Origin of the sequence: Paracrocinitomix mangrovi (assembly GCF_019740355.2) — a bacterium.
Classification (GTDB): domain Bacteria; phylum Bacteroidota; class Bacteroidia; order Flavobacteriales_D; family Crocinitomicaceae; genus Paracrocinitomix; species Paracrocinitomix mangrovi.
The window spans coordinates 3,971,204-3,992,280 of record NZ_CP091819.1 but is presented as its reverse complement, the minus strand read 5'-3'; the positions used below and the strand labels follow the sequence as shown (position 1 = coordinate 3,992,280).

Here is a 21,077-nt window from a genome sequence, read left to right as displayed (position 1 = left end):
CGGAGCAAATGTTCCGCTTTTTATTTATCCTGCTGTTACAACCAGCATCTCTTCTTCTACAAAATATTTATTCGCTAGATCCTGCAAACTTTGAGGAGTTGCATCATGAATAGCTTGAATAAAATCTGCATAATAGCTTTTAGGTAATTTATTGTAATAGATATTTTTGAACACTTCAATCAAGGCCATAGGACCATCAGCTTGTCGCAAAAATTCTCCCAACATATAGTTCTTCACCTTGGTTAACTCTTCTTCAGAAACCGGAGCTTCTTTTAATTTATTCATTTCATTGAAGATCTCTTTCACTGCGTCATCCTTCACATCTTTTCCAACTTCAGTAGCTATAAAAAAGTATCCTGCATCTTGCATAACAGCCATGCCTGAACCAATTCCATATGTGTAGCCTTTATCTTCTCTAATATTGGCCATTAAGCGCGACCCGAAATATCCGCCATAAATGGTGTTCAAAAGCTGAAAACCAAAATAGTCAGGATGTTTTTTATCAAACATTAACCTTCCAATTCGAATAGCCGTTTGAATTGCATCAACTTTTTCATGATGCACTCTTCCATTGGTTTGAGTAAATTCCTGAATTAAATTTGTTTTAATAGGTGTCTGAAAATTAGCAGACCAATCTCTTAAAACTTCAATAAAATCTTTATTCACATTACCAGTAAGGAATAATGTTGGAGCTGTTTTGTAGTGCGTATTAAAAAACCTTCTCAGCTCATCACTGTTAAGTGCATCAAAATCTGATAATTCAGCAACCTGACCATAAGCCGTATCTGCACCAAAAAGGTTAGGTGTAAATAACTGTCTACAAATGACCTTTACTTTTTGCTGTTCAATCTTAAATTTTTCAATGGCGATTGTTCTTTCCTTATCCAACTCGTTTTGAGGAAAATTAGCCACACTAAATGCCTTTGAAAAAACAGAAAAAATATCATTCATATTTTCTGTCAACCCATATAAAGTAATTCCAGCATGATCTTTATCAAGTTGCATCTGATAAAACCCACCGTAGAAATCCATCTCTTCATCTATTTGTTTAGATGATAATTCTTCTGATCCAGACAAGAGCAATTTATTAGTAAAGCTGGAAATCAATTTTTGATCTTGATACTTAGTTCCTGCTTCCCAGTCAATATCTAATTTAACAGCTTCATCCTTGACATCCTTCATCCAATAGAGGACACAGCCATTTTTCAATTCTATGCGCTCAGGGAAGATTAAATCTAACTGATCTGCAATTACAAATTTTGGTGATAATGTTCTGTCCATTACTTAGCTTTAATCTTTAGTGTTGATGAATTTTCAGGTATAAGTAAATACTTAGCAAAATTCTTAATGTTCTCTGATGTAACTGCATCATATTTTTGCAGTTCATTATTTACCTCATCCAGTTTTCCCATCATATCAAACAATGCAATATTCATTACTCGGTTCATTAATGGTTGTTCTGAAAAAACCTTAGATGTTTTGAATTTGTTTTTGACTTTAGTTAGTTCCCTTTCATCTATAGGGTTTAAATGAAGTTTATTCAATTCCAACCATATAGCTTCTTCTGCTTCACTAAAGCTGACCCCGGAAGTGAGTTGTCCTGAAACGATAAACAAACCATCTTCCCAGCCTCCTGAAACATAAGCAGAAGCTTGCGTAAATAATTTTTTTTCGGTAATCAACTCCTGAAAAAATCTTGAAGATTTTCCTCTTCCCAATAAGTCCGATACCAAATCACCTACATAAAAATCTGGCGAAGTTCTTTCTGCCATTCTAAATGCCATATAAATAGCATCTGAAGGTACATCTCTAACAATGGTCTTTTCTCTTTTTTCATTTTGAGCAGGTTCAGCTGATAACTTTCTTTCGTACTTTTCTCTTGCCGGAATATCCCCAAACCACTTAATAACCAATTCTTTTACCTCGTCAAAATCTAGATTCCCTCCAATAACCATTGTTGCATTTGAAGGAGAATAGTGCTTAAAGAAAAATGATTTAACATCTTCCATTGTAGCGTCAGCTATGTGATCTATATTTTTACCAATAGTTGCCCATTTATAGGGATGCTGCTGATATATCAACGGACGCAATTCCAACCAAACATCACCATAAGGTTGATTCAGATATCGTTGTTTAAACTCTTCAATCACAACGTTTCTTTGTACTTCTAAACTCTTGGGAGTAAAAGCCAATTCTAGCATTCGATCACTTTCCAGCCACAATGCAGTTTCCAAATTTTGAGCTGGAAGAATATCATAATAATTTGTGATGTCATTATTAGTAAATGCATTGCACTCACCTCCTGCCATTTGCAATGGAGCATCAAAATTTTCAATATTCTTAGACCCTCCGAACATCAAGTGTTCAAATAGATGAGCAAAGCCTGTGCGATTTTCGTTTTCATCTCTAGCTCCTACATTATAGACAATATCAACTACCGCCATTGGAGTAGTTAAATCTTGATGAAAAATCACCTTAAGTCCGTTGTCTAATTCAAATTTTTCAAATTCAATCATGCGAAATTAAATTTACCATCTGCAGTTTCAGCTAATGCATTTTTATATTCTGCTAATATTTCTTCAATTATTTGAGCAGCAGGTTTTATTTCATCAATAATACTTGCAACTTGTCCAATTTCTAGTTCACCCTCCTCAAGATCACCTTCAAACATTCCTTTTTTAGCCCTTCCTCTACCCAATAATTCTTTTAATTCTTCTATTGAAGCATCTTTTTGATAGGCCTCTTCTACCCTATTAAAAAATTCGTTTTTAATAAGACGTACAGGCGTTAATTCTTTCAAGGTAAGTTTAGTTCCTCCGTCACCGGTTTCAACTACTTGCTTTTTAAAATTAATGTGTGCAGACGACTCTTCTGAAGCAACAAATCTTGAACCTATTTGAACTCCATCAGCACCTAAAATCATTGCAGCTAACATTCCTCTACCTGTAGCGATTCCTCCTGCTGCAATCAAAGGAATTTTAAGTTGTTTTCTAACTGTAGGAATAAGTGCTAAAGTGGTTGTTTCATCAATACCATTATGTCCACCGGCTTCAAATCCTTCTGCCACAACAGCATCAACTCCGGCTTCTTCTGATTTCAAAGCAAACTTTAATGAAGATACAACGTGAACAACTGTAATACCGTGATCCTTTAAATGTTTTGTCCAGGTTTTAGGATTACCTGCTGAAGTAAAAACAACTTTAACGCCGTGTTTAATAATGGTTTCAATATGCTGATCAATGGCAGGATAAATCATTGGTAAATTAACGGCAAAAGGTTTATCTGTCGCGGCTTTACATTTTGTAATATGCTCATCTAAAACTTCAGGGTACATTGAACCGGATCCAATAATCCCAAGTCCACCTGCATTACTCACTGCTGCTGCCAATTCCCAACCAGAACACCAAATCATTCCGGCTTGAATAATGGGATATTTAATCCCTAATAATTCTGTTATTCTATTACGCTCCATAAGGTTTTTAAAGATAATAGATTTTAAAACAACCCCTGTGGCATAATATTCGTATTTTACTTAAATAGATTTTTTTAGTACTTTAGTGCTTTGAAACTCTGTATTTAAGTAGATAAAACTTACTTTTACATCAGAAACTGTGAAATGAAAAAATTATTAATTCTATTTATCGCCCTTGGTTTGAGTACTGTTGCAAGCGCTCAACGTTACAATTTAGGGTTTGGTATGCGTGCAGGTGTTACTAATTTTTTAGGTGACATTGGAGGAGGAGATGAAGCGAGAAACTTCGTATACAATATGGAATTGGCTGACACTCGTTGGGCTGTTGGACCTTTCATCAATTACAGATTTCACCCATTATTTGCTATAAATGGTAGTATTACGTATGCCCGCTTACAAGGGATGGATTCAAATTCTGAAAACAGGGCAAGAAGAGGAAGAAATTTAAATTTCACTAACGACATTTTTGACATCTCAGCAAAGTTTGAATATTACCCTCAAATTTTATCTGTAAGTGATGTTGGATTTAGAGGAATGTATCAAACAGATTATCAAACTTATTTCTTTGCAGGTTTAGGAACTGTGATACACGGACCAAAAGGTCAATACATGGGTACTGGTGATAAAATCAGATTACGTCCATTGATGACCGAAGGAGTTAAATACTCACCCGTAGCATTTCAAATGCCATTCGGAGGTGGATTTTTCTTCACACACAAGAGACAACACAGAATTGGTTTTGAATTCCAATGGAGCTGGACATTCACTGATTATTTAGATGACATTTCAACTGTATATGTAGATCCTAGCCAAATGTCAGGAGATCCAGTTGCAGCTATGATGGCTAATCAATACATCAATCAAGTTGGTGTACCTGCGGCGGCTCAGTATGGACCAGGTTCACCTAGAGGAGACCCTACTGATAGAGATAACTACATGTTGATGACTGTATCTTATAGTTACTTGATTAGAACCAGAAATGGTTTCTACAGAAGAAACTATTCATGGATGTACGGAAGAAGAAGAAGATTTGGTGGAACAAAAGCTAAGTTCTAATCGTATATCTTTTCAAATTACATTTAAATTTTATTGAGTTTTGAAGATTTCTGAAAAACAGAGGATTCTTGTCCTTGCACCTCACACTGATGATGCAGAGTTCGGATGCGGAGGTACTATTAACAAATTTGTGAATGAAGGGCACGAAGTTTACTGCGTTGCTTTTTCAGCCTGCGAAAGATCAGTACTGGATAAATTTCCTGGTGATATTTTAAGAACAGAAGTTAAACGTGCTACTAAAAGATTAGGAATTAAACCTGAAAACTTAATTCTGTTGGATTACATGGTACGAACCATGAATTATCATAGACAAGAGATTCTTGATGACCTTATCAAATTTAGAAAAGAAATCAATCCCAATATTGTATTTATACCTTCTTTAACAGATATTCATCAAGATCACAAAACAGTAGCTGAAGAAGGCTTAAGAGCTTTTAAATTTTCTACTGTCCTGCAATACGAAATGCCTTGGAACAACCTAACTTTTACAACATCAACTTTTGTAATGTTGGATGAGGAGAATGTGAAAGCTAAAGTGGAGGCATTGGCTGAATATGAATCTCAAGCACATAGAAATTATGCTAACGAAAACTTTATTCGTTCATTGGCAACTACAAGAGGGGTTCAAATCAACACAGAATATGCAGAATGTTTTGATATTCTTAGATGGATTATAACCTAAATTAGAATTTCTTTATTGAACTTAGCTCCAAGGAATTGGAATGAGAGATTATCCACATTAAAATCAAGATTGTAATCCAATTGAATTTCATTGTTAATGAGTTGATTTAATTTTTTTTCAGCTTGGTTCACATTTGCATGAAATCCTAATTGATTAGATACAATAAATTCACTCGCCATTCCATTATCACCAATCAAAAAGACGGGGGTTTTTGAATAGATAATTTCAAAATATTTTGTAGAAACATTATCCTTACCATATTCATATGGTTTGAATAAAAAAACAAAATTGGACTCGGTAACTTTTTGAAATATTTTGTTAGATGGAAGAGGTTTATGATAAAATACAATATCTGTCAATCCATACTTTTCAAATATCTCTTTGTAAGTTTCAAATTTTGAATAAATATGTAGTTCTACCTTGTCCTTATTCTTCGAAAAAGCTGATGCAATTTCAGTTATGTGATCGTTCAAATTGTCATATAAAGACCCAAAATAGATGAACTTTATTTTATCAGATTTATCTTTGGGATATTTTACATTAACATCATTGAAATCATCTTTATCAAAGGCTGAAGAAAGTAAATAGATTTTTTCCTTTATTTCCGGATATTTTTCAGCAACAGCTTTTTCCATTTTCTCAACGGGCACAATGACAGTGTTAGCATTATCTACAACAAGCTTAGCCATCTCCTCCTCCACCTTTCTATCCTTGTCATTTAAGTGTGGGTATTCTCTAAAGCTCCCCCAAGTCCATGGATCCCTGAAATCTACCATAAAATTGATATCAGAATACTTTTGTTTTAACTTATAAGTGTAGTAAGAAGCTCTATGAGGAGGAGTACTTACAATGACATTTTTTATATTATGCTTTTCTATTATTTGACTGGCATTAGTAATCATTTCTTTCTCCCAAAACACGGATCTATCATAAGGCATACCTGTTACCTTGATTTTAACCATTTTATCAGCAACTCTATACTTAATTTTCTCAACAACAGATTTTTTACCCCAATGATCTAATATAGCCGGATAAGAAGCGCTTATGTATTTTACTTTTAAACCTTTTATATCATCATCCCAGGAAGATTGTGTTCCTGACTGAGATTCAGCAGCCAATACAAAAACATCTATCCCTAGCTTTTGAAGGACTTTCCCATATTTCGCCCACCTTCTACTTCCAACAATAGGATTAGGAGGGAAATAATAAGAAATGATAAGTACTGACTTTCCTTTTGTTTCCATTTACAGGTACTAAATTAATTATATTTGTTGTCCAAGTTTTATTTATGAGAGACATTAAAGTTATTGTAACTGCAGCAGGAGCTCCTGGAGCATCAACATTTATACATCAGTTAAAACATAAAGTAACTGAAAGAAAGGTAGAAATAGTAGCTATTGATATGGATCCACAAGCTATTGGACGATTTATTTCAGACAAATTTTATGTTGTTCCGGCTGCTACTGACAACAATTACATACAGACTTTAAAAGATCTAATCTTAAAAGAAAAACCTGACATTTTTTATTGTGTTTCTTCATATGAAGTTCCAATTGTTTCAAAATATAAGGAAGAACTTGAGGCATTGGGCACCATTGTTATTGTAGGAAATCATGAAGATGCAGAATTGGCCGGTAACAAGTATACCTTGTATGAAGCTTTAAAAAATGTTGAGGGCGTTAAGATTCCAAAATATTTTTATCCTAAAAACCTTGATGAGTTTGTTACTTATGCCAAAGAATTGGGATATCCTGAAAAAAGAGTGTGTTTTAAACCTCATTTTTCAAAAGGAAGTAGAGGCTTTAGAATTATTGATGATAGTATTTCAAGAAAAGACCTATTATTAAATTATAAGCCTGTCAGCACTTACATGTCAATGGCTGAATTCATTTCCATTTTTGAAAAAGAAGAGGAATTCCCGGATTTCTTAATCATGGAGGTTGTTGAAGGAGTTGAGCATGATGTAATGACTATCTCAATGGATGGTGAAGTATTACTCACTACATGTAAAACCAGAGAAGCTAACAGAGGCGGTGTAATAACTAAAGGCGAATTAGTAGACGAGCCTCAATTGATGGAGTACTGTAAACGAATTATTGAAAAAATACCCCTTACTTACAACTCATGTTTTCAATTCATTGATGGTTATTTAATTGAGATCAACACAAGAGTTTCAACCTTCATTTATCAAGATGATTTAATTGAACCATACATCACAATCAAATTAGCTTTAGGGGAATACAGTAAAGAAGATGTGAAGGCACTTCAAAGTAAAGTTCAGTTTGGCAGACGTATGTTGAGATACTTTGATCAGTTATTCTATCACAAAGATTTACTGAATTAGTTTTTTGAATCCATTTGCCTCTAGTATCGGATCAAAAAGATCTTTGTGATTTTCAAAAACCAATACTTCAATTTTATTAGTTAATTCTCCAGCAACACCATTTCCTAAGATCACTTTGATTCCAAGTTGATTAGCGTGTTTGGCACAATTAATCAACTCTTTAATCCCTCCTTGTTTATATAATTTCAGTTTTATATAGGGAATTCCCATTTGATGGCATCTATCAATATCTTCTATTGTTACAACAGACTCATCTAACATAATTGGGATGTTAGGAAAAGACTCAATTGTCAGCTCATTGAACTCCCAATTATTCACAGGAAATGGTTGTTCAACATATTGAATATTTGTCAGGAACCTATAATTTTTTAAAAATTCAAAAAAGGTCAATCCATTTTCAATATTATATGCCTGATTAGCATCCAATCGAATATTTCCTTTTGCTGAAATTATGTGAGGTTCAAGAGCAAGCAGTGCCTTTTTATCAATCTCAAAATTACCGGACAGTTTGATTTTAAGGGTTGAAGAATTTTCAATACATGTTTTCTTATAAAGAGCAATCAATTCTTCCACTTTTTCAGTACTTGCAGGAGTTACATAATTGAAAGTATCTAAGTCAATTGTATCATCTATTGGGTTTAGTAAGAGATCAATAGCTGTGAGTATCGCCGAAGTGCTAAAAGGTATGGCTTCAATGTCCTTTTCAACTATATTTCTAGCATCTGACAAATCTAAATCAACCAGTTCAGTAGATTTATTTTCCAGGTAATTGAAAATATCTTCCGGTTTCTCATCTGAATATCCGTAGAGCGGCACAACTTCGCCTTTTGCAGATCTCCCTTCATCCAAATAAATCTCAAAATGATAAGCATTGAAACTGTGTAAAGTTTCAAATGATAAAATGTATGGTTTAACTAAAGGATAGTTAGTTTTACAAAGTTCAACTCTGCTAATTCGCTGCATTTTTTTCCTTTGAATCAACAATGTGAACAAGCTTACTTTTAATTCGTTCAATCCTGTCTTCAATCATTTGCTTTCTTTTATTAAGCTTCTGATCTTCATTATCTTTAATAACACTTAACACATAACCAACCGGATTGTAATTCATTTCTCCCATATCTTCAGAATACAGCCTAACTCTGCCTATTGTAGTCATTGTAATTAATTTAGAAACATCTTTCAATTCTTTTACAATGTCATCTGTATTCAAGAAAGCTCCTTTATTATAGAAGGAAATCAAAGGTTGTGACATAATTGTATGATGTCTTATCATAGACGTCACCAATCTAATATGAAGGTTTTCATTAGAGCCTAATTCATCAATAATAAATGGTGCCACTAACAAGTCACTAAACACATAATCTCCTCTTCTCAAATATCTAGTACGCTCCAAAAACTTTTGATAGTTTGTTACTAGACCATTTCTGTTCTTTGGACTAAACACTACCGGGATGATGGCGTCAGCCTCCGTAAACAATTCATGAATATCTAAAAAGGCGTCTTTTTTACTCTTGATTATACAACGATACTCCTCATCAACATCAATATGAGTTGGGCAAATATCACACCCCAAACATCTCATTATGTATTCGCTTCCTAAATTTACAATTGTAGCATCTATTCCTGGTATGTGCGGTATCAACTGTTCAATATACTTCTCCGCCACATCATTTTTATCCTGTAAAATCCAGAACTGAACTTTAGGTTTCGCTTCCATGTCATAACCTTTAGCCATTTCCATCAATCTTACAACTCTTGCTATTCTCCTACCTGTTCCCATGGAAGTATCTAAACCATATTTATCTTTTGGCATAGTTCCCACATCTCCTGCAACCCCTGTTCCTCCATATTGCGAAGTAGTTTCAGAATCATTTCCAACACCTAACGCTCCTACATTTAACATATCCATTAATTGATAAATCAATGTTGTTTCCTGGCCTCCGTTTCTTTTAGCTCCAACAGCAATTCCTGCATACAATTTCCCTTTAAATGAATTTTTCAATGCTTCATCTGCTCTAATCATATCTATCAATGATTGAGACAAAGATCCTCTATCTCCAAAATACACCGGCGTAGACAAAATATATCCGTCTGCATCCATTAATTTATTCTTCAATTCATCAAGATTTTTCTCACCAGATTCTGTAAAGTACTCGGCAAGTGACACATGATCGATTTCAACGCCAAATTCCTTTACGCTCCACAAAGCTGAAACTAATGCAACCTCAGAATTACTCAAACCTTTGTTTCCCTTTTGTTTTTTAAGGTTGGTATACATTTCGTCAAACGGAAGATTTTCTTTTCTCCCTGCCTCTTCAAAATTTTTCAAGTGCAGAGCTGCTTCTTGTTCAATAAAATGATGCATTTGTTCCTCAGTTGAGGCTTGCATTATATCTTGAATCAATGTATCATTTCCCGTTCCTCTTCTCGCGTTTCTTAAACTTGCTGAAATTCCTAAAATTTTCATAAATATATTGTTGTAAACTCCTAATTGCGAAGTTGAATCAAATGGAGCGTATCAAAGATAAGTAGATTTATTAGAACTATTGGTTATTAGAAATCTCCGATTATGCCAAAAATCATTAAATGATTCAATAATATTTTAATTAGTTTAGCACCTTCTTTTATTCTAAACATTTATAAACTTAATGTCAAAAAGAATTCTTCTGCTATATGGTAAAAACTCATCTGAAATTTTTAATCGGAAATCTGCCATAGGTTCATATTTGAATTCACTTTCCAAATTATTGGAAAGTGATACAAATTATAAAGTTTTTATCAATGGAAAAGACTTTCACACAAATACAATAATAGAACCAACAATAGAGGAAAATTCAATTTCATTTCCCAAAAAAGTTTTTTCTTTTTTAAAGAAAATAATCCCTAATAAACTTAAGTCAATTTTAAGGGAAAGGCAAATTTTAAAATCAGCAAAAAGTGCAAAAGAACTTTTGTTGTCAAACAACGAGACCTACGATTATTCTATAGAGCTATTAACTATTGGTTCGGATCTCACTTATTCCTTATCAGCTAAAATTACAGAAAAAAAAATAATCATATATGACGCTCCTTTATTGGAGGAATATGAGTTCTTCTACAAGAGTCGACCTTTCTATAAATCATTAATTGAAAAAAAAATAAAACAGAGTCTAGTAAGTTCTGATTTTGTTGTTGTGTATAGTGACGCAATGAAAAAGCATGTATTGAGTTATGGGATAGATGAAGCTAAGATTAGGATACATCAAAACATTGACTTTTCACGTTTTGATATAGAAAAAATTAAAAGAGAGACTATAACAGGAATTAAACTATGTTTTATAGGTTCATTCCTAGCTTGGCACCGTGTAGACATTTTAATTAAGGCATTTGAAAATGTTGTAAAAATGTGTCCTAATCAAAAATTGGAATTGTTTTTAGTTGGAGATGGTATGTTAAAAAAAGAAATTGAAGACCAAGTAAATAAATCTTCATCTAAAAACAACATTGTTTTCACTGGTTTTCTTGATGGAAAAGAATTATACGAATTAAAAAAACAAATGAATATTGGTATAATGCCAAGCTCTAATTGGTATGGTGCTCCTAATAAAATATTTGAATACGGTGGTATGCACTTGGCATGTATAGCACCTCACACCCCTACCATTGATTATATATTCGATAATGATGAAATCATTCAATTTCCAAATAATTCAGAAGAAGGGTTAACTTCAGCCATTTTTGAGTACTGCTCAAACCCGGATTTAATAGAAGTTTACGCCGATAAATTGTATACTAAAATTTCCAATGAATATGGAGAGAAAGTAACTAAAGACTTTTATCTTGGATTGATTAACGCATAAAATTGACTTTAACAAAGAAAAAATATTTAATAGTAAAAGGGTGTGCAGGCCTTGGTAACAGGCTTATAACCCTAACTTCTGCAATTTCATTGGCAAAGAAAACTAATCGTTCACTTATAATAGACTGGAATGATGGTTTGTATTTCCGTGAAGGATATAACTTCTTTGATGACTATTTCAATTTAATAGGTGTTGATTATTATGCACCTCACGCAAAAGAATTGAATAATGTTATTGAGAATTTGAATACCTTGACGGTCTATCCGCCTTTGTTTAAAAATAAAATTGAGGATAATTTATATGACCATTATGTTCAGGCATTTAATCCTCTTTTTACTAAACTCTACCATAAATTCCCTAAACTATTTAGCCCAAAATTTGGTGGAATATGGGTTGAAAAGAAACATTACAAGAAAACAGCAAATTTTGGTTTTTTTAAATATTTAAGCTGTGTAATGTCTAAAAATTCTATGCCTTTAGGTGGACATATTAGTCATGACTATAAAGAAGACGTGGTGCTATTTGCTGATTATAGACCTACATTTAATACAGATTTATTTGCAAATACCTTTCGTTTAAATGAGAGTACTATAGAAAGTATCAACTCCAAAATAAGAGGACATAAAATTCAAGATTGTATAGGCGTTCATGTAAGGGCGACCGATATGCAACCAACAAACGAAATATCAATAATTATTGATAAACTAAAAAAGGAGTTTAAGGGTAAAAAAGTGTTTCTCGCTACAGACAATTCAACTGTTGAAAAACTCTTTCTTGATGCTGGATTAGATATGGTTTCCATTGATAAGGAATTTGTAACCTCCAATGAAGTAGGGATTCACCAGGTATATTCTAAATCAAAAGATTTTCAGGGCGCTAAAGATTCATTTGAAGAAAGTATAGCAGACATGGTATTACTGTCGCAAACGGCTTTTTTATTTTATCAGGGCAACTCTTCCTTTTCAATATTATCCTGTGCCATGAGACAATCAACAAACACAAATCAAGACTGGCTTAAATTATAAAACTTATGAAAAGAGCTATTAAAAACATAATTAAAGGTCAATTAGCAAAAAATAATTTGTCTATTGAATTGAACACTCACAAAGAGCAAATTCAAGAATTGATAAAAAAATTATACCCTCATAAAACTCAATTCCAACTGATCAGAATGGGACCTAATGGGGATGGTGGATATTTAGTTCCAGATGATCTTGAAAATATTAAGGCCTGTTTTTCGCCAGGAGTTTCTGCTATTAGTGATTTTGAAATGGATTGCTATAAAAAAGGCATGCAAATTTATATGGCTGACAAATCTGTTGATAAGGTTAATCTAAATCTTCCTGAAAATGAATATGGCTTTATAAAGAAATTTATTGGTTGTACTAATAATGAAGATTTTATTACAATTGACAATTGGGTTCAGCAAGAACTTCCAAATGATAATGAATCTGATTTACTTTTACAAATGGATATTGAAGGAGGTGAATATGACACATTAATAAATGCCTCTGATAAATTAATGAATAGATTCAGAATTATGGTAATTGAGTTTCATACTTTAGAAAAACTGTGGAATCCTGATTTCTTTCATTTTGCAAAACTCGTTTTTGACAAAATTTTACAAACGCATGTTTGCGTTCATAACCATCCTAATAATTGTTGCGGAATAGAATCAAAGAATGGGATTGAAATTCCTCGATTTACCGAGTTTACCTTTTTAAGAAAAGATCGAATTACTAACTCAACTTTCGAAACAACTTTCCCACATGAGTTGGACTTTGACAACACTAAAAAAGAACACATTGCATTGCCAAAGGATTGGTATAAAGCTTAGTAGAATTTAATTTTTATAGTTTGATTTAATTAATCCAATTCCTTCATTTAAACTTATTTTAGGTGTCCAACCAAAAGCTTTTTTTGCTTTTGAAAAATCACAAATAGTTTCGTTTATTTCATTTTTTCGGGCTTCAGAAGTATCCGAAACTTTTAAACTTGTACCCCACTCCTTTTGACAAGCCTCAATAATTTCTGCTACAGAGTATGAAACGCCACTTCCTGCATTAAAACAGTCATTAAAGAACTCACCTTTAGCCATTTCAAGCAACCTTACCAAGTCATCAATATGCAATTGGTCTCTTCTTGGGTTTAAATCCTTAACAACTATTTCATTTTTGGAGTTCAATTGCTCAATGATTTCAGGAATAAGCATTTTTTTGTTTTGCAAGGAACCATAAATATTAAAAGGTCTGATGATGTTGTATTGAACTCCATAATTTTTACCATAAAACTGAATCAAATTTTCAGCATGCACCTTACTTAGCGAATAGGGATTAGGTGTTTGAATAGGATGCACTTCATTAATAGGTAAATACTGAGGAGCCCCATATACATAAGAACTCACAAAAACTAAAGGCACATTTCGAGATCGACAAAACTCAAGAACTTTACCAGTACCTAAAACATTTGTTTCATAAAATCCTATTGGATCATCCCAACTATCAGGGACAAAAGATTTGGCTGCCAAATGATAAAAAACATCAATTTGAGTATTTAAAGCACAATTAAAAAAATCTTCATCATTTAATCTCAACCCATTTTTAGGAACGATTACTTCATTTCCATTTGCCAACAATTGGTTCTTCAGTTTACTGCCTATTGCACCATTATGTCCAGTGATAAATACTTTAGACATTCTTCAGAAAGGTATTTTTCATTTCCTCAAATTTGTCAATTGCTTCCATGTAATCATCAGGTCTTCCAATATCCAACCAGTAACCATTGAACTTTTTAACAGAAGCATTTTTATTGGCTTTAATTAAATCCAACATCAAGGTATCAAAACCGTAAGGCTGATTGTATGGTATATATTCTAAACAAGCTTTATTCAATAAATAAATTCCCATACTTACCTCAAACCTTGTGACAGGCTTTTCTTTGAAATCTACCAATTTATCATTTTCATCAACCTCAAGAACACCGTACAAGTTCACATGCTCTCTAACATATGATGAGATAGTAAAAATGTTATTGTTTGAAATGTGAAAATCGTAAAAAGCTTTAAAATCCAAGTCAGTAAGAATGTCTCCATTCATTACCAGAAAATTCTCAGGTAAATCTTTAATGAGGCTTAAAGGTCCCATAGTAGACAATGGCTTTTCCTCTAAAGAGTAATCTATTTTAACTCCCCATTTTTCGCCATTCCCAAAAAATGTTTTAATCAAATCAGCCTGATGATTAACCGTCATTGTGATATGATCAAAACCAGCATCAACCAACTGTCGTACTATAATTTCTAAAATTGGATAATCTCCTAAAGGCATTAAAGGCTTAGGTAAAACAACTGTGTATGGTCTTAATCTTGTCCCTTTACCACCAGCTAGTATGATTGCTCTTTTAGACATTGTAGATATGGGTTTTGTATTTACTTAAATTCTCTTTATTCGTGAACCAATCAACAGTTTTTGTCAATCCTTCTTCAATTGAAAATTGAGGATCAAATCCTGTCAACTCTTTTATTTTAGTATTATCACCCCACAAACGTTGCACCTCACTTTTTCCCGGGCGAATTCTTTGAGGATCAACAACAAAATCAACTGAGGATCCCATTATTTTCTTTATTAATTCAAACGTATCTGCAATTGATATTTCATAATTGGAACCAATATTCACCACTTCTCCAACTGTCTTTTCTGATGTTGCGATATCAATAAACCCTTTACAAGTATCCTCTACATAATTGAAATCTCTGGTTGGAGAAAGATCCCCCACTTTAATTTCTTTAGCTCCATCCGCTATTTGTGAAATAATTGTAGGAATTACAGCACGAGCCGACTGTCTAGGACCGTAAGTATTAAAAGGTCTGGCAATTGCCACCGGCAAATCAAATGCATTATAGAAACTCATGGCCATATTGTCTGCACCAATTTTACTGGCACTATATGGAGACTGAGGTTGTAAAGGATGTTTTTCATCTATTGGAACATACAGGGCAGTTCCATAAACCTCAGATGTGGATGTATGCACTACTTTTTCACATCCGTTGTCTAATGCAGCTTGACAGACATTTAGCGTACCAGTTACATTTGTGTCAACATATGAAGTAGGTGCTATATATGAATAAGGAATAGCGATTAAAGCTGCTAAATGAAAAACAACATCTACCCCTTTTGTTATGTGTTTACAATAATGAGGATCTCTTATGTCACCTGATAGCACCTCGATTTGATCAAGACAACCAACTGTCTCTAACCAACCCCAATTATTGAATGAATTATATTGAGAAAGTGCTTTTACTTTTGCACCTTCTTTTACCAACATTTCTGTAAGGTGCGAACCTATAAAGCCATCTGCTCCAGTTACAAGGACTGTTTTATTTTTTAGATTCATATATTTCCTTTAGTTCATCTACAAATTCCGAGTAATTTTTGTTGGCAGAAAACTGATTCTTCCAAAACTCTCTAATTTTACTTTGATTTTTATACGCGAAATTTTCTTCTTTAAAATTAACAATCACTTTGGCAATATCTAGTACTGAAGAATCTTTTTTTACTAAAACTCCTGTATTAGGAGTTATTAGTTCGCTACAACTTCCTACATCATTTAATAATAAAGGAATTCCACAACTTAAAGCTTCAATTGCCGATACAGGCAAGCCTTCGGTTGAACTTAAATTAATAAATAAGTCCGGAGACATTTTCTTCATTAATTCAATAACCTCCTCATAATTACTCACTTTATTTGAGTTTGTAAACTCAATAATATTGTTGTTTTTAGAGGAAGAAATTATATCTCTCACTGTAGTCAATGTTTCTCCTTCACCATGATGATGCCAATGAACAGGAAAATTCAGTTCTGTAATTGATTGTGCTATCTTATCTAACCTTTTAATAGGAATAGCAGATGAATTTGAAAATATTACAAATTTTGAATCTTGACTCTTCTCTATCATTCCAAAGTCACGGGTCCCAAAATAGGCAGTCTGAATTTTATCAGGGAAAATTTCTAAGCGTTTCAGGTATTCTGCTGAAGTATTAGAAAGAGCATAAACTTTATTACATTGAGCATAGATAAAATGTCTAAAAGGGATGTAATTACCCGGATTTCTATCATTCCAAATATCAAATCCATTTACTCTAAAAACAAACTTATTGATTTTCCCTCTCCTCTTAAGTATAGCCAAGGTCAGTGCCCAATCATTCATCCAAAAAGAATAACATAAGTCATCTTTTTTCAACCCTTTTTCTAGAAGCGTGTTACCCATATTATAGGCTTTTTTTAAAGTTGACAAATGTAAAAGGGCGTGCTTTAAAAAATGGCGTTTGTTTTGAGAATGTCTTAGCTCTTCAAGATAAAGTCTACAAATAAAAATAAATGACTTAAAACTAGATTTTTGACGGTTGTCTTGTTCAATAAAATCCACATTATCCCAAAATTCAAAATTATTTTGCCGGGATTTGAGTTTTGCGTATGGGTGGATATAAACTTTTTGAAATTTATCATGTAGGTAAGGATACTCATTAAGAAAAAACGACTCACCAAAACCATAAGGAAAATTTGCACTATAAATCCTTAAAACACTCATCTAATCTCTATTAGTTTTAGCCCTAATTAAGTAATATAATTTAGCGAGATTTAACTGTTTAGTTTTAATTAGAAATTGAAAGGCATGGCGTTTATCCAAATCGGCAATTTTATAAAATAATCGATCGTATTTAAACTTAAAATATTGATCTAATGATTTGTGGTTAAAACCATATTTTTCAAGTGCTATTCTAACTTTCTTAATCTTATCTAAAATTGAAGAAACCTCATCTTTTCTTAGAAAAGTATTTTGAATCACCCAATGAACTCTGTTCAATTCAAAAGAATAATGATCCTTATACAAATCAGTTAAAACGTAATTATAAAACAAATTACTTCTTTCTTCAAGTGTTGTCAAATTTTGCTCTGAAATATTTTGTCCTTCCATTCTATAATTAAGTAATGGTTCCTTTAGATTTGCCAACTTCCCTTTTTTACTCAAGTCATACCAAAACCCCCAATCTTCAATGTGCAATAACTCCTTTCTATATCTAATTTTATCTTTTTGAATTACGTCATTTCTAAACATCACTGTAGGATGAGCCATTGGATTCTCGAAAAACAAACTTAGTTTTATCATCTCGTCAGATAGCCTAAGATTTGATTCACCTTTTTTAGCTCCAAATAACAAATAGTTTGATCCCACAGCGACATAATCAGGATTATCTAAAAGAAAATTCACTTGTTTCTCAAATCTAGTTGAGTCAGCTATATCATCTGCATCCATTCTTGCTACAAAATCTCCATTACACAGATTTAGTCCTTCATTTAGTGTATAAATAAGTCTCCTGTTTTCCTTTCGATCATGAAGCTTTATTCTTGAATCATTAAATTGATTGATTATTTCAACGGATTTATCTGTGGAGCCATCATTTAAAAGAAGTAATTCAAAATGAGTATAAGTTTGTGATAAAATTGACTGAATAGAATCCTTCAAGTACTTCTCAGCATTGTAGAATGGAAGTACTACAGAAATAAGTGGTTCAGCTTTGTTGGTTTCGGACATTTAACTCCCTACTATTTTGATTCTCCAAAAATATTAAAATACCTGTGGATATAAAATCAAGTCTCAACTAATTAAATCTCATTCTTCTCTGAACTTTATTTTCAACACCGTTAATATAAGCTGCCACCAACCTATTTAAGACATTTTTCGTTAATTTTGTTGGGTTATCATTGAAACATCTATGTCAAAAAAAATAGCATTAATCTCTTTCTTCCTTTACATTAATTTGATTTCAATTGCCCAAGGGTGGGAATGGGTAAGACAGATTAGTGGTACTGCGAACGATACCGGGCATTCAATAGATGTTGATAACGAAGGAAATGTTTTTGTAGCAGGAAGATGCAAATGGCTGACCACATTTGAAGATGAAACGAACCCAATTGGTCCTCTTTCAATTGCTGATAGAGATGTGTTTGTATCCAAATACAATTTTCAAGGAGATTTACTGTGGGCTGTTGTTGCGGGAAGCGAGGAGATAGGTTATGATTTAGCACAATGTATAAAAGCTGACAATCAAGGAGGATGTTACATAACAGGTATTCACAGAAACAATGCAATTTTTGGAAATGATACGATTCCTTCACAAGGAGAGCGGGACATATTTGTAAGCCGAATAGACCAAAATGGCAACTTTTTATGGACGAGTAGTATTGGGGGACCTTCAAACGATCATGGATTTGCAGTAGAAACTGATCACAATGGAGATGTCTTGATTGGAGGTTATTTAGTTGGACCGGCAATTGCTTCGGACACGATTGTAGGATATACGGGGCAGCAAAATGGCTATGTAGCTAAGTATGACCAAAATACTGGCGATCTTTTAGACATTCATGTTATATATAGTCAATATAGGACACAGGTTCGTCAAATTGTTACTGATGATTCTGGAAATATTTTTTTCTGTGGAGGTGTAAATGGAAATGGAGTTTTTAATGGCACAACATTTATTGCATCAAACTCTGCAGCTTGGGATGATGCGCTACTAGTAAAATGCGATTCAAATCTAATTGTGGATTGGTATCAAACCGGTGGAAGTGCAAAAAAAGACCTTGGATACGATTTAGCCGTTTCAAAAAATAATGTTTACATGACAGGTATGTTTACAGGTACTGCGACATTTGATACAATTTCTGTCACTTTTAATTCTAATGCAACAACAACTGCTGAAATTAATGCTGCTGCTGATATTTTTATTGCTGCCTATACGCAAGATGGAGATATAAAATGGATGGTAACTGGCGGAGGCGATAGTCTGGATGAAGGCTATGGAATTGCCGTTTCTGAAAAAGAGCACATTTATTTTTCAGGTTTTTTTGACAGCACCATTACAATTGTTGATACAACTTTATATAGCACTGCTTACTCAACAAATATGATTGTTGGAAGATTAGACTCCATGGGACAAAGAGTTTGGGTACATCAAACTGGTAACAATGCTATTAATTGGGCACGTGAACTTGAAATAGATCAACATGAAAATATTTTTGTTGCAGGTGCATTTTATCAGGATCTAGATTTTGGAGTAATTACCCACATTCCTCAAAACAGAGATGCATATGGAGGTAAATTTATCCAGTCTCCGGAACTTGGAGTCCAGATTTTAGACTCAGCTATTTGTATAGGAGATACCCTAATACTTGAATTCAATGCTCTGACTTCTCCAGTAAATTTTCAATATTCAGAATTATCTGGATTCAACAGTTGGACAGATTCAAACCTGGTATATATCATTCCAAATAGTACAGGAAATGTGAATATTTCAGGTAAAATGACATCATCAAATGCATTATTTAGTGATTCATTGTTAGTCAATTACAACTTTGACATTGGAGACATTCCAAATCCTCAACTGATTAATGATACTATTATATGCGATACTACTTTTATTGTACTTTCTACTGATTTAGGTTACAGTACTTATAATTGGTCAAACGGTGTGAGCGACACAAATACAATAACAGTTACAACCAATGGTATTTACTCAATAACAGTAAGTAATCAATCTGGATGTATAGGAAGCAACAGTGTAAATGTAACTTTTGATGATTGCATGGGTGTAGATGATATCAAAAGCTCTGATTACATTTACATATACGAAGGGGTGATTTACAATAATTCAGGCAAGAATATTTCGAACATTGTTATTTATAATCTAGCAGGACAAGTTGTACAATCAATTGATATGATTCAGCAAAGTCAAAATCACCCATTAGGTAAGTTGCCTAATGGTATTTATCTTATCCAGTATGAGATAAACAATCAATTTGTCTCCAAGAAATTCTCTGCGAATTAAGGCTTTCAACTATGAAAAATATTTCTTCTTTAGTTAGCTGAATTGAGTTTAATTATTAGATTTTCACCTTTCATTGACAAGGAGTATGGATAGTTTTCTATTGCTTTAAAAAATGTTTTGGCACAACCCTCTTCCATTCGGTCATGAAGTTCAATAATAATAACCTTTATAAATTTCAACCATTCTGTATTCTCTGAGAAAAGCGCTTTTTCAGAACCTTCAATATCGATTTTTAAAACATCAATTTTGTCAATGTTATTCTTTTCAATAATAGAATTTAATGAGACTGCCTGAATAGATTTTTCTGTTGCTGAGGGCACTTCATGAACCATGTATCCATAATGTCCCAGACCTTTATCTACTATTTCTAAATGTCCATCTTTATTCCAAATACCAGCCTGAATTAAATTAACATCAGATAAGTTTTCCAAATTTTTCTTTAAAATTTCAAAATTGGAGGACTCCGGCTCAACGGCAATTACTTTTGCTGTAGGATATTTCGCCTTAAAAAATGCAGAAGTCAACCCGATATTTGCTCCTAAATCTACAATCACTTTCGGTTCAAAATCTATAGGAATATCATATTCTTTATTAAATATACACTGGTAAAATGTCGCAACATCTGATGTTCCATTTCTCAAAAATATTTTGTTTTGATATCCATTTACTTTAAAACTGAAGACTTCATTATCCGGCACCTCCTCACGAAACTTAATAAAATCTCTGGCACCTTCCCCGATCATTTGCTGGTGAGAAAGAATCATTCCTCTTTTAAGTCTAAATCTTTTTAAAATCATTTTTC

Annotated in this window: 19 protein-coding genes; 7 read left to right on the top strand and 12 right to left on the bottom strand. The window is 33.1% G+C overall.

The genetic code is table 11. The features are described from left to right. Positions 1-24: 24 nt before the first annotated feature. Genes K6119_RS17790 through K6119_RS17780 form a run of 3 tightly spaced genes read right to left on the bottom strand, consistent with a single transcriptional unit; the run spans position 25 to position 3,472 of the window. The gene (locus K6119_RS17790) at positions 25-1,281 is read right to left on the bottom strand and encodes a M16 family metallopeptidase (protein ID WP_221834930.1); all 1,257 of its coding nucleotides are present in this window, start codon (positions 1,279-1,281) and stop codon (positions 25-27) included. After that, positions 1,281-2,516, bottom strand: coding sequence for a M16 family metallopeptidase (locus K6119_RS17785; protein ID WP_221834931.1), 1,236 nt, complete (start codon positions 2,514-2,516; stop codon positions 1,281-1,283). Before K6119_RS17785 ends, K6119_RS17790 begins: the two co-directional genes overlap by 1 nt. Next, positions 2,513-3,472, bottom strand: a complete 960-nt coding sequence (locus K6119_RS17780; RefSeq protein ID WP_221834932.1) for an NAD(P)H-dependent flavin oxidoreductase — start codon at positions 3,470-3,472, stop codon at positions 2,513-2,515. The genes K6119_RS17785 and K6119_RS17780 overlap by 4 nt, the downstream gene beginning before the upstream one ends. Positions 3,473-3,616: 144 nt before the next feature. On the opposite strand from K6119_RS17780, the gene K6119_RS17775 reads away from it, so the two are divergent. Further along, on the top strand, positions 3,617-4,528 hold the full coding sequence (locus K6119_RS17775) for a DUF6089 family protein (protein WP_221834933.1): 912 nt from the start codon (positions 3,617-3,619) through the stop codon (positions 4,526-4,528). 40 nt (positions 4,529-4,568) lie between these two features. Then, complete coding sequence (locus tag K6119_RS17770) at positions 4,569-5,210, top strand: PIG-L deacetylase family protein (RefSeq protein WP_237828050.1); 642 nt, start codon at positions 4,569-4,571, stop codon at positions 5,208-5,210. Here K6119_RS17770 and K6119_RS17765 read toward each other — a convergent pair. Further along, a complete protein-coding gene (locus K6119_RS17765) occupies positions 5,207-6,454 on the bottom strand; it encodes a glycosyltransferase family protein (protein WP_221834934.1) in 1,248 nt (415 codons plus the stop codon). The two genes, K6119_RS17770 and K6119_RS17765, sit on opposite strands and share 4 nt — an antisense overlap. Positions 6,455-6,498: 44 nt before the next feature. On the opposite strand from K6119_RS17765, the gene K6119_RS17760 reads away from it, so the two are divergent. Then, complete coding sequence (locus K6119_RS17760) at positions 6,499-7,554, top strand: ATP-grasp domain-containing protein (RefSeq protein WP_221834935.1); 1,056 nt, start codon at positions 6,499-6,501, stop codon at positions 7,552-7,554. Here the strand turns inward: K6119_RS17760 and K6119_RS17755 are convergent. Then, entirely contained in the window at positions 7,543-8,517 is a 975-nt protein-coding gene (locus tag K6119_RS17755) for an enolase C-terminal domain-like protein (RefSeq protein WP_221834936.1), read from the bottom strand. The genes K6119_RS17760 and K6119_RS17755 overlap by 12 nt on opposite strands. Next, entirely contained in the window at positions 8,504-10,021 is a 1,518-nt protein-coding gene (locus K6119_RS17750) for an NAD(P)H-dependent oxidoreductase (protein WP_221834937.1), read from the bottom strand. Before K6119_RS17750 ends, K6119_RS17755 begins: the two co-directional genes overlap by 14 nt. A gap of 181 nt (positions 10,022-10,202) precedes the next feature. On the opposite strand from K6119_RS17750, the gene K6119_RS17745 reads away from it, so the two are divergent. The 3 genes from K6119_RS17745 to K6119_RS17735 are packed head-to-tail and all read left to right on the top strand — an operon-like array spanning position 10,203 to position 13,230. After that, entirely contained in the window at positions 10,203-11,393 is a 1,191-nt protein-coding gene (locus tag K6119_RS17745) for a glycosyltransferase family 4 protein (protein ID WP_221834938.1), read from the top strand. A 2-nt stretch (positions 11,394-11,395) separates the two neighbouring features. Continuing rightward, the gene (locus K6119_RS17740) at positions 11,396-12,418 is read left to right on the top strand and encodes an O-fucosyltransferase family protein (RefSeq protein WP_221834939.1); all 1,023 of its coding nucleotides are present in this window, start codon (positions 11,396-11,398) and stop codon (positions 12,416-12,418) included. A gap of 5 nt (positions 12,419-12,423) precedes the next feature. After that, entirely contained in the window at positions 12,424-13,230 is an 807-nt protein-coding gene (locus K6119_RS17735) for an FkbM family methyltransferase (protein ID WP_221834940.1), read from the top strand. 6 nt (positions 13,231-13,236) lie between these two features. On the opposite strand, the gene K6119_RS17730 is transcribed toward K6119_RS17735, so the two are convergent. The 5 genes from K6119_RS17730 to K6119_RS17710 are packed head-to-tail and all read right to left on the bottom strand — an operon-like array spanning position 13,237 to position 17,982. Continuing rightward, positions 13,237-14,088, bottom strand: coding sequence for an NAD-dependent epimerase/dehydratase family protein (locus K6119_RS17730; RefSeq protein WP_221834949.1), 852 nt, complete (start codon positions 14,086-14,088; stop codon positions 13,237-13,239). Further along, the gene (locus tag K6119_RS17725) at positions 14,081-14,797 is read right to left on the bottom strand and encodes a sugar phosphate nucleotidyltransferase (RefSeq protein ID WP_221834951.1); all 717 of its coding nucleotides are present in this window, start codon (positions 14,795-14,797) and stop codon (positions 14,081-14,083) included. The genes K6119_RS17730 and K6119_RS17725 overlap by 8 nt, the downstream gene beginning before the upstream one ends. Further along, a complete protein-coding gene (locus K6119_RS17720; RefSeq protein ID WP_221834953.1) occupies positions 14,790-15,782 on the bottom strand; it encodes an NAD-dependent 4,6-dehydratase LegB in 993 nt (330 codons plus the stop codon). Before K6119_RS17720 ends, K6119_RS17725 begins: the two co-directional genes overlap by 8 nt. Next, on the bottom strand, positions 15,766-16,977 hold the full coding sequence (locus K6119_RS17715) for a glycosyltransferase (protein ID WP_221834954.1): 1,212 nt from the start codon (positions 16,975-16,977) through the stop codon (positions 15,766-15,768). The genes K6119_RS17720 and K6119_RS17715 overlap by 17 nt, the downstream gene beginning before the upstream one ends. After that, positions 16,978-17,982, bottom strand: coding sequence for a glycosyltransferase family 2 protein (locus tag K6119_RS17710; protein WP_221834960.1), 1,005 nt, complete (start codon positions 17,980-17,982; stop codon positions 16,978-16,980). 181 nt (positions 17,983-18,163) lie between these two features. On the opposite strand from K6119_RS17710, the gene K6119_RS17705 reads away from it, so the two are divergent. Further along, positions 18,164-20,275 (top strand): SBBP repeat-containing protein, encoded by a 2,112-nt coding sequence (locus K6119_RS17705; protein WP_221834962.1) that lies wholly within the window; start codon positions 18,164-18,166, stop codon positions 20,273-20,275. A 29-nt stretch (positions 20,276-20,304) separates the two neighbouring features. Here K6119_RS17705 and K6119_RS17700 read toward each other — a convergent pair whose 3' ends face one another. Further along, a complete protein-coding gene (locus tag K6119_RS17700; RefSeq protein ID WP_221834965.1) occupies positions 20,305-21,072 on the bottom strand; it encodes an FkbM family methyltransferase in 768 nt (255 codons plus the stop codon). Between the last annotated feature and the right edge of the window lie 5 nt (positions 21,073-21,077).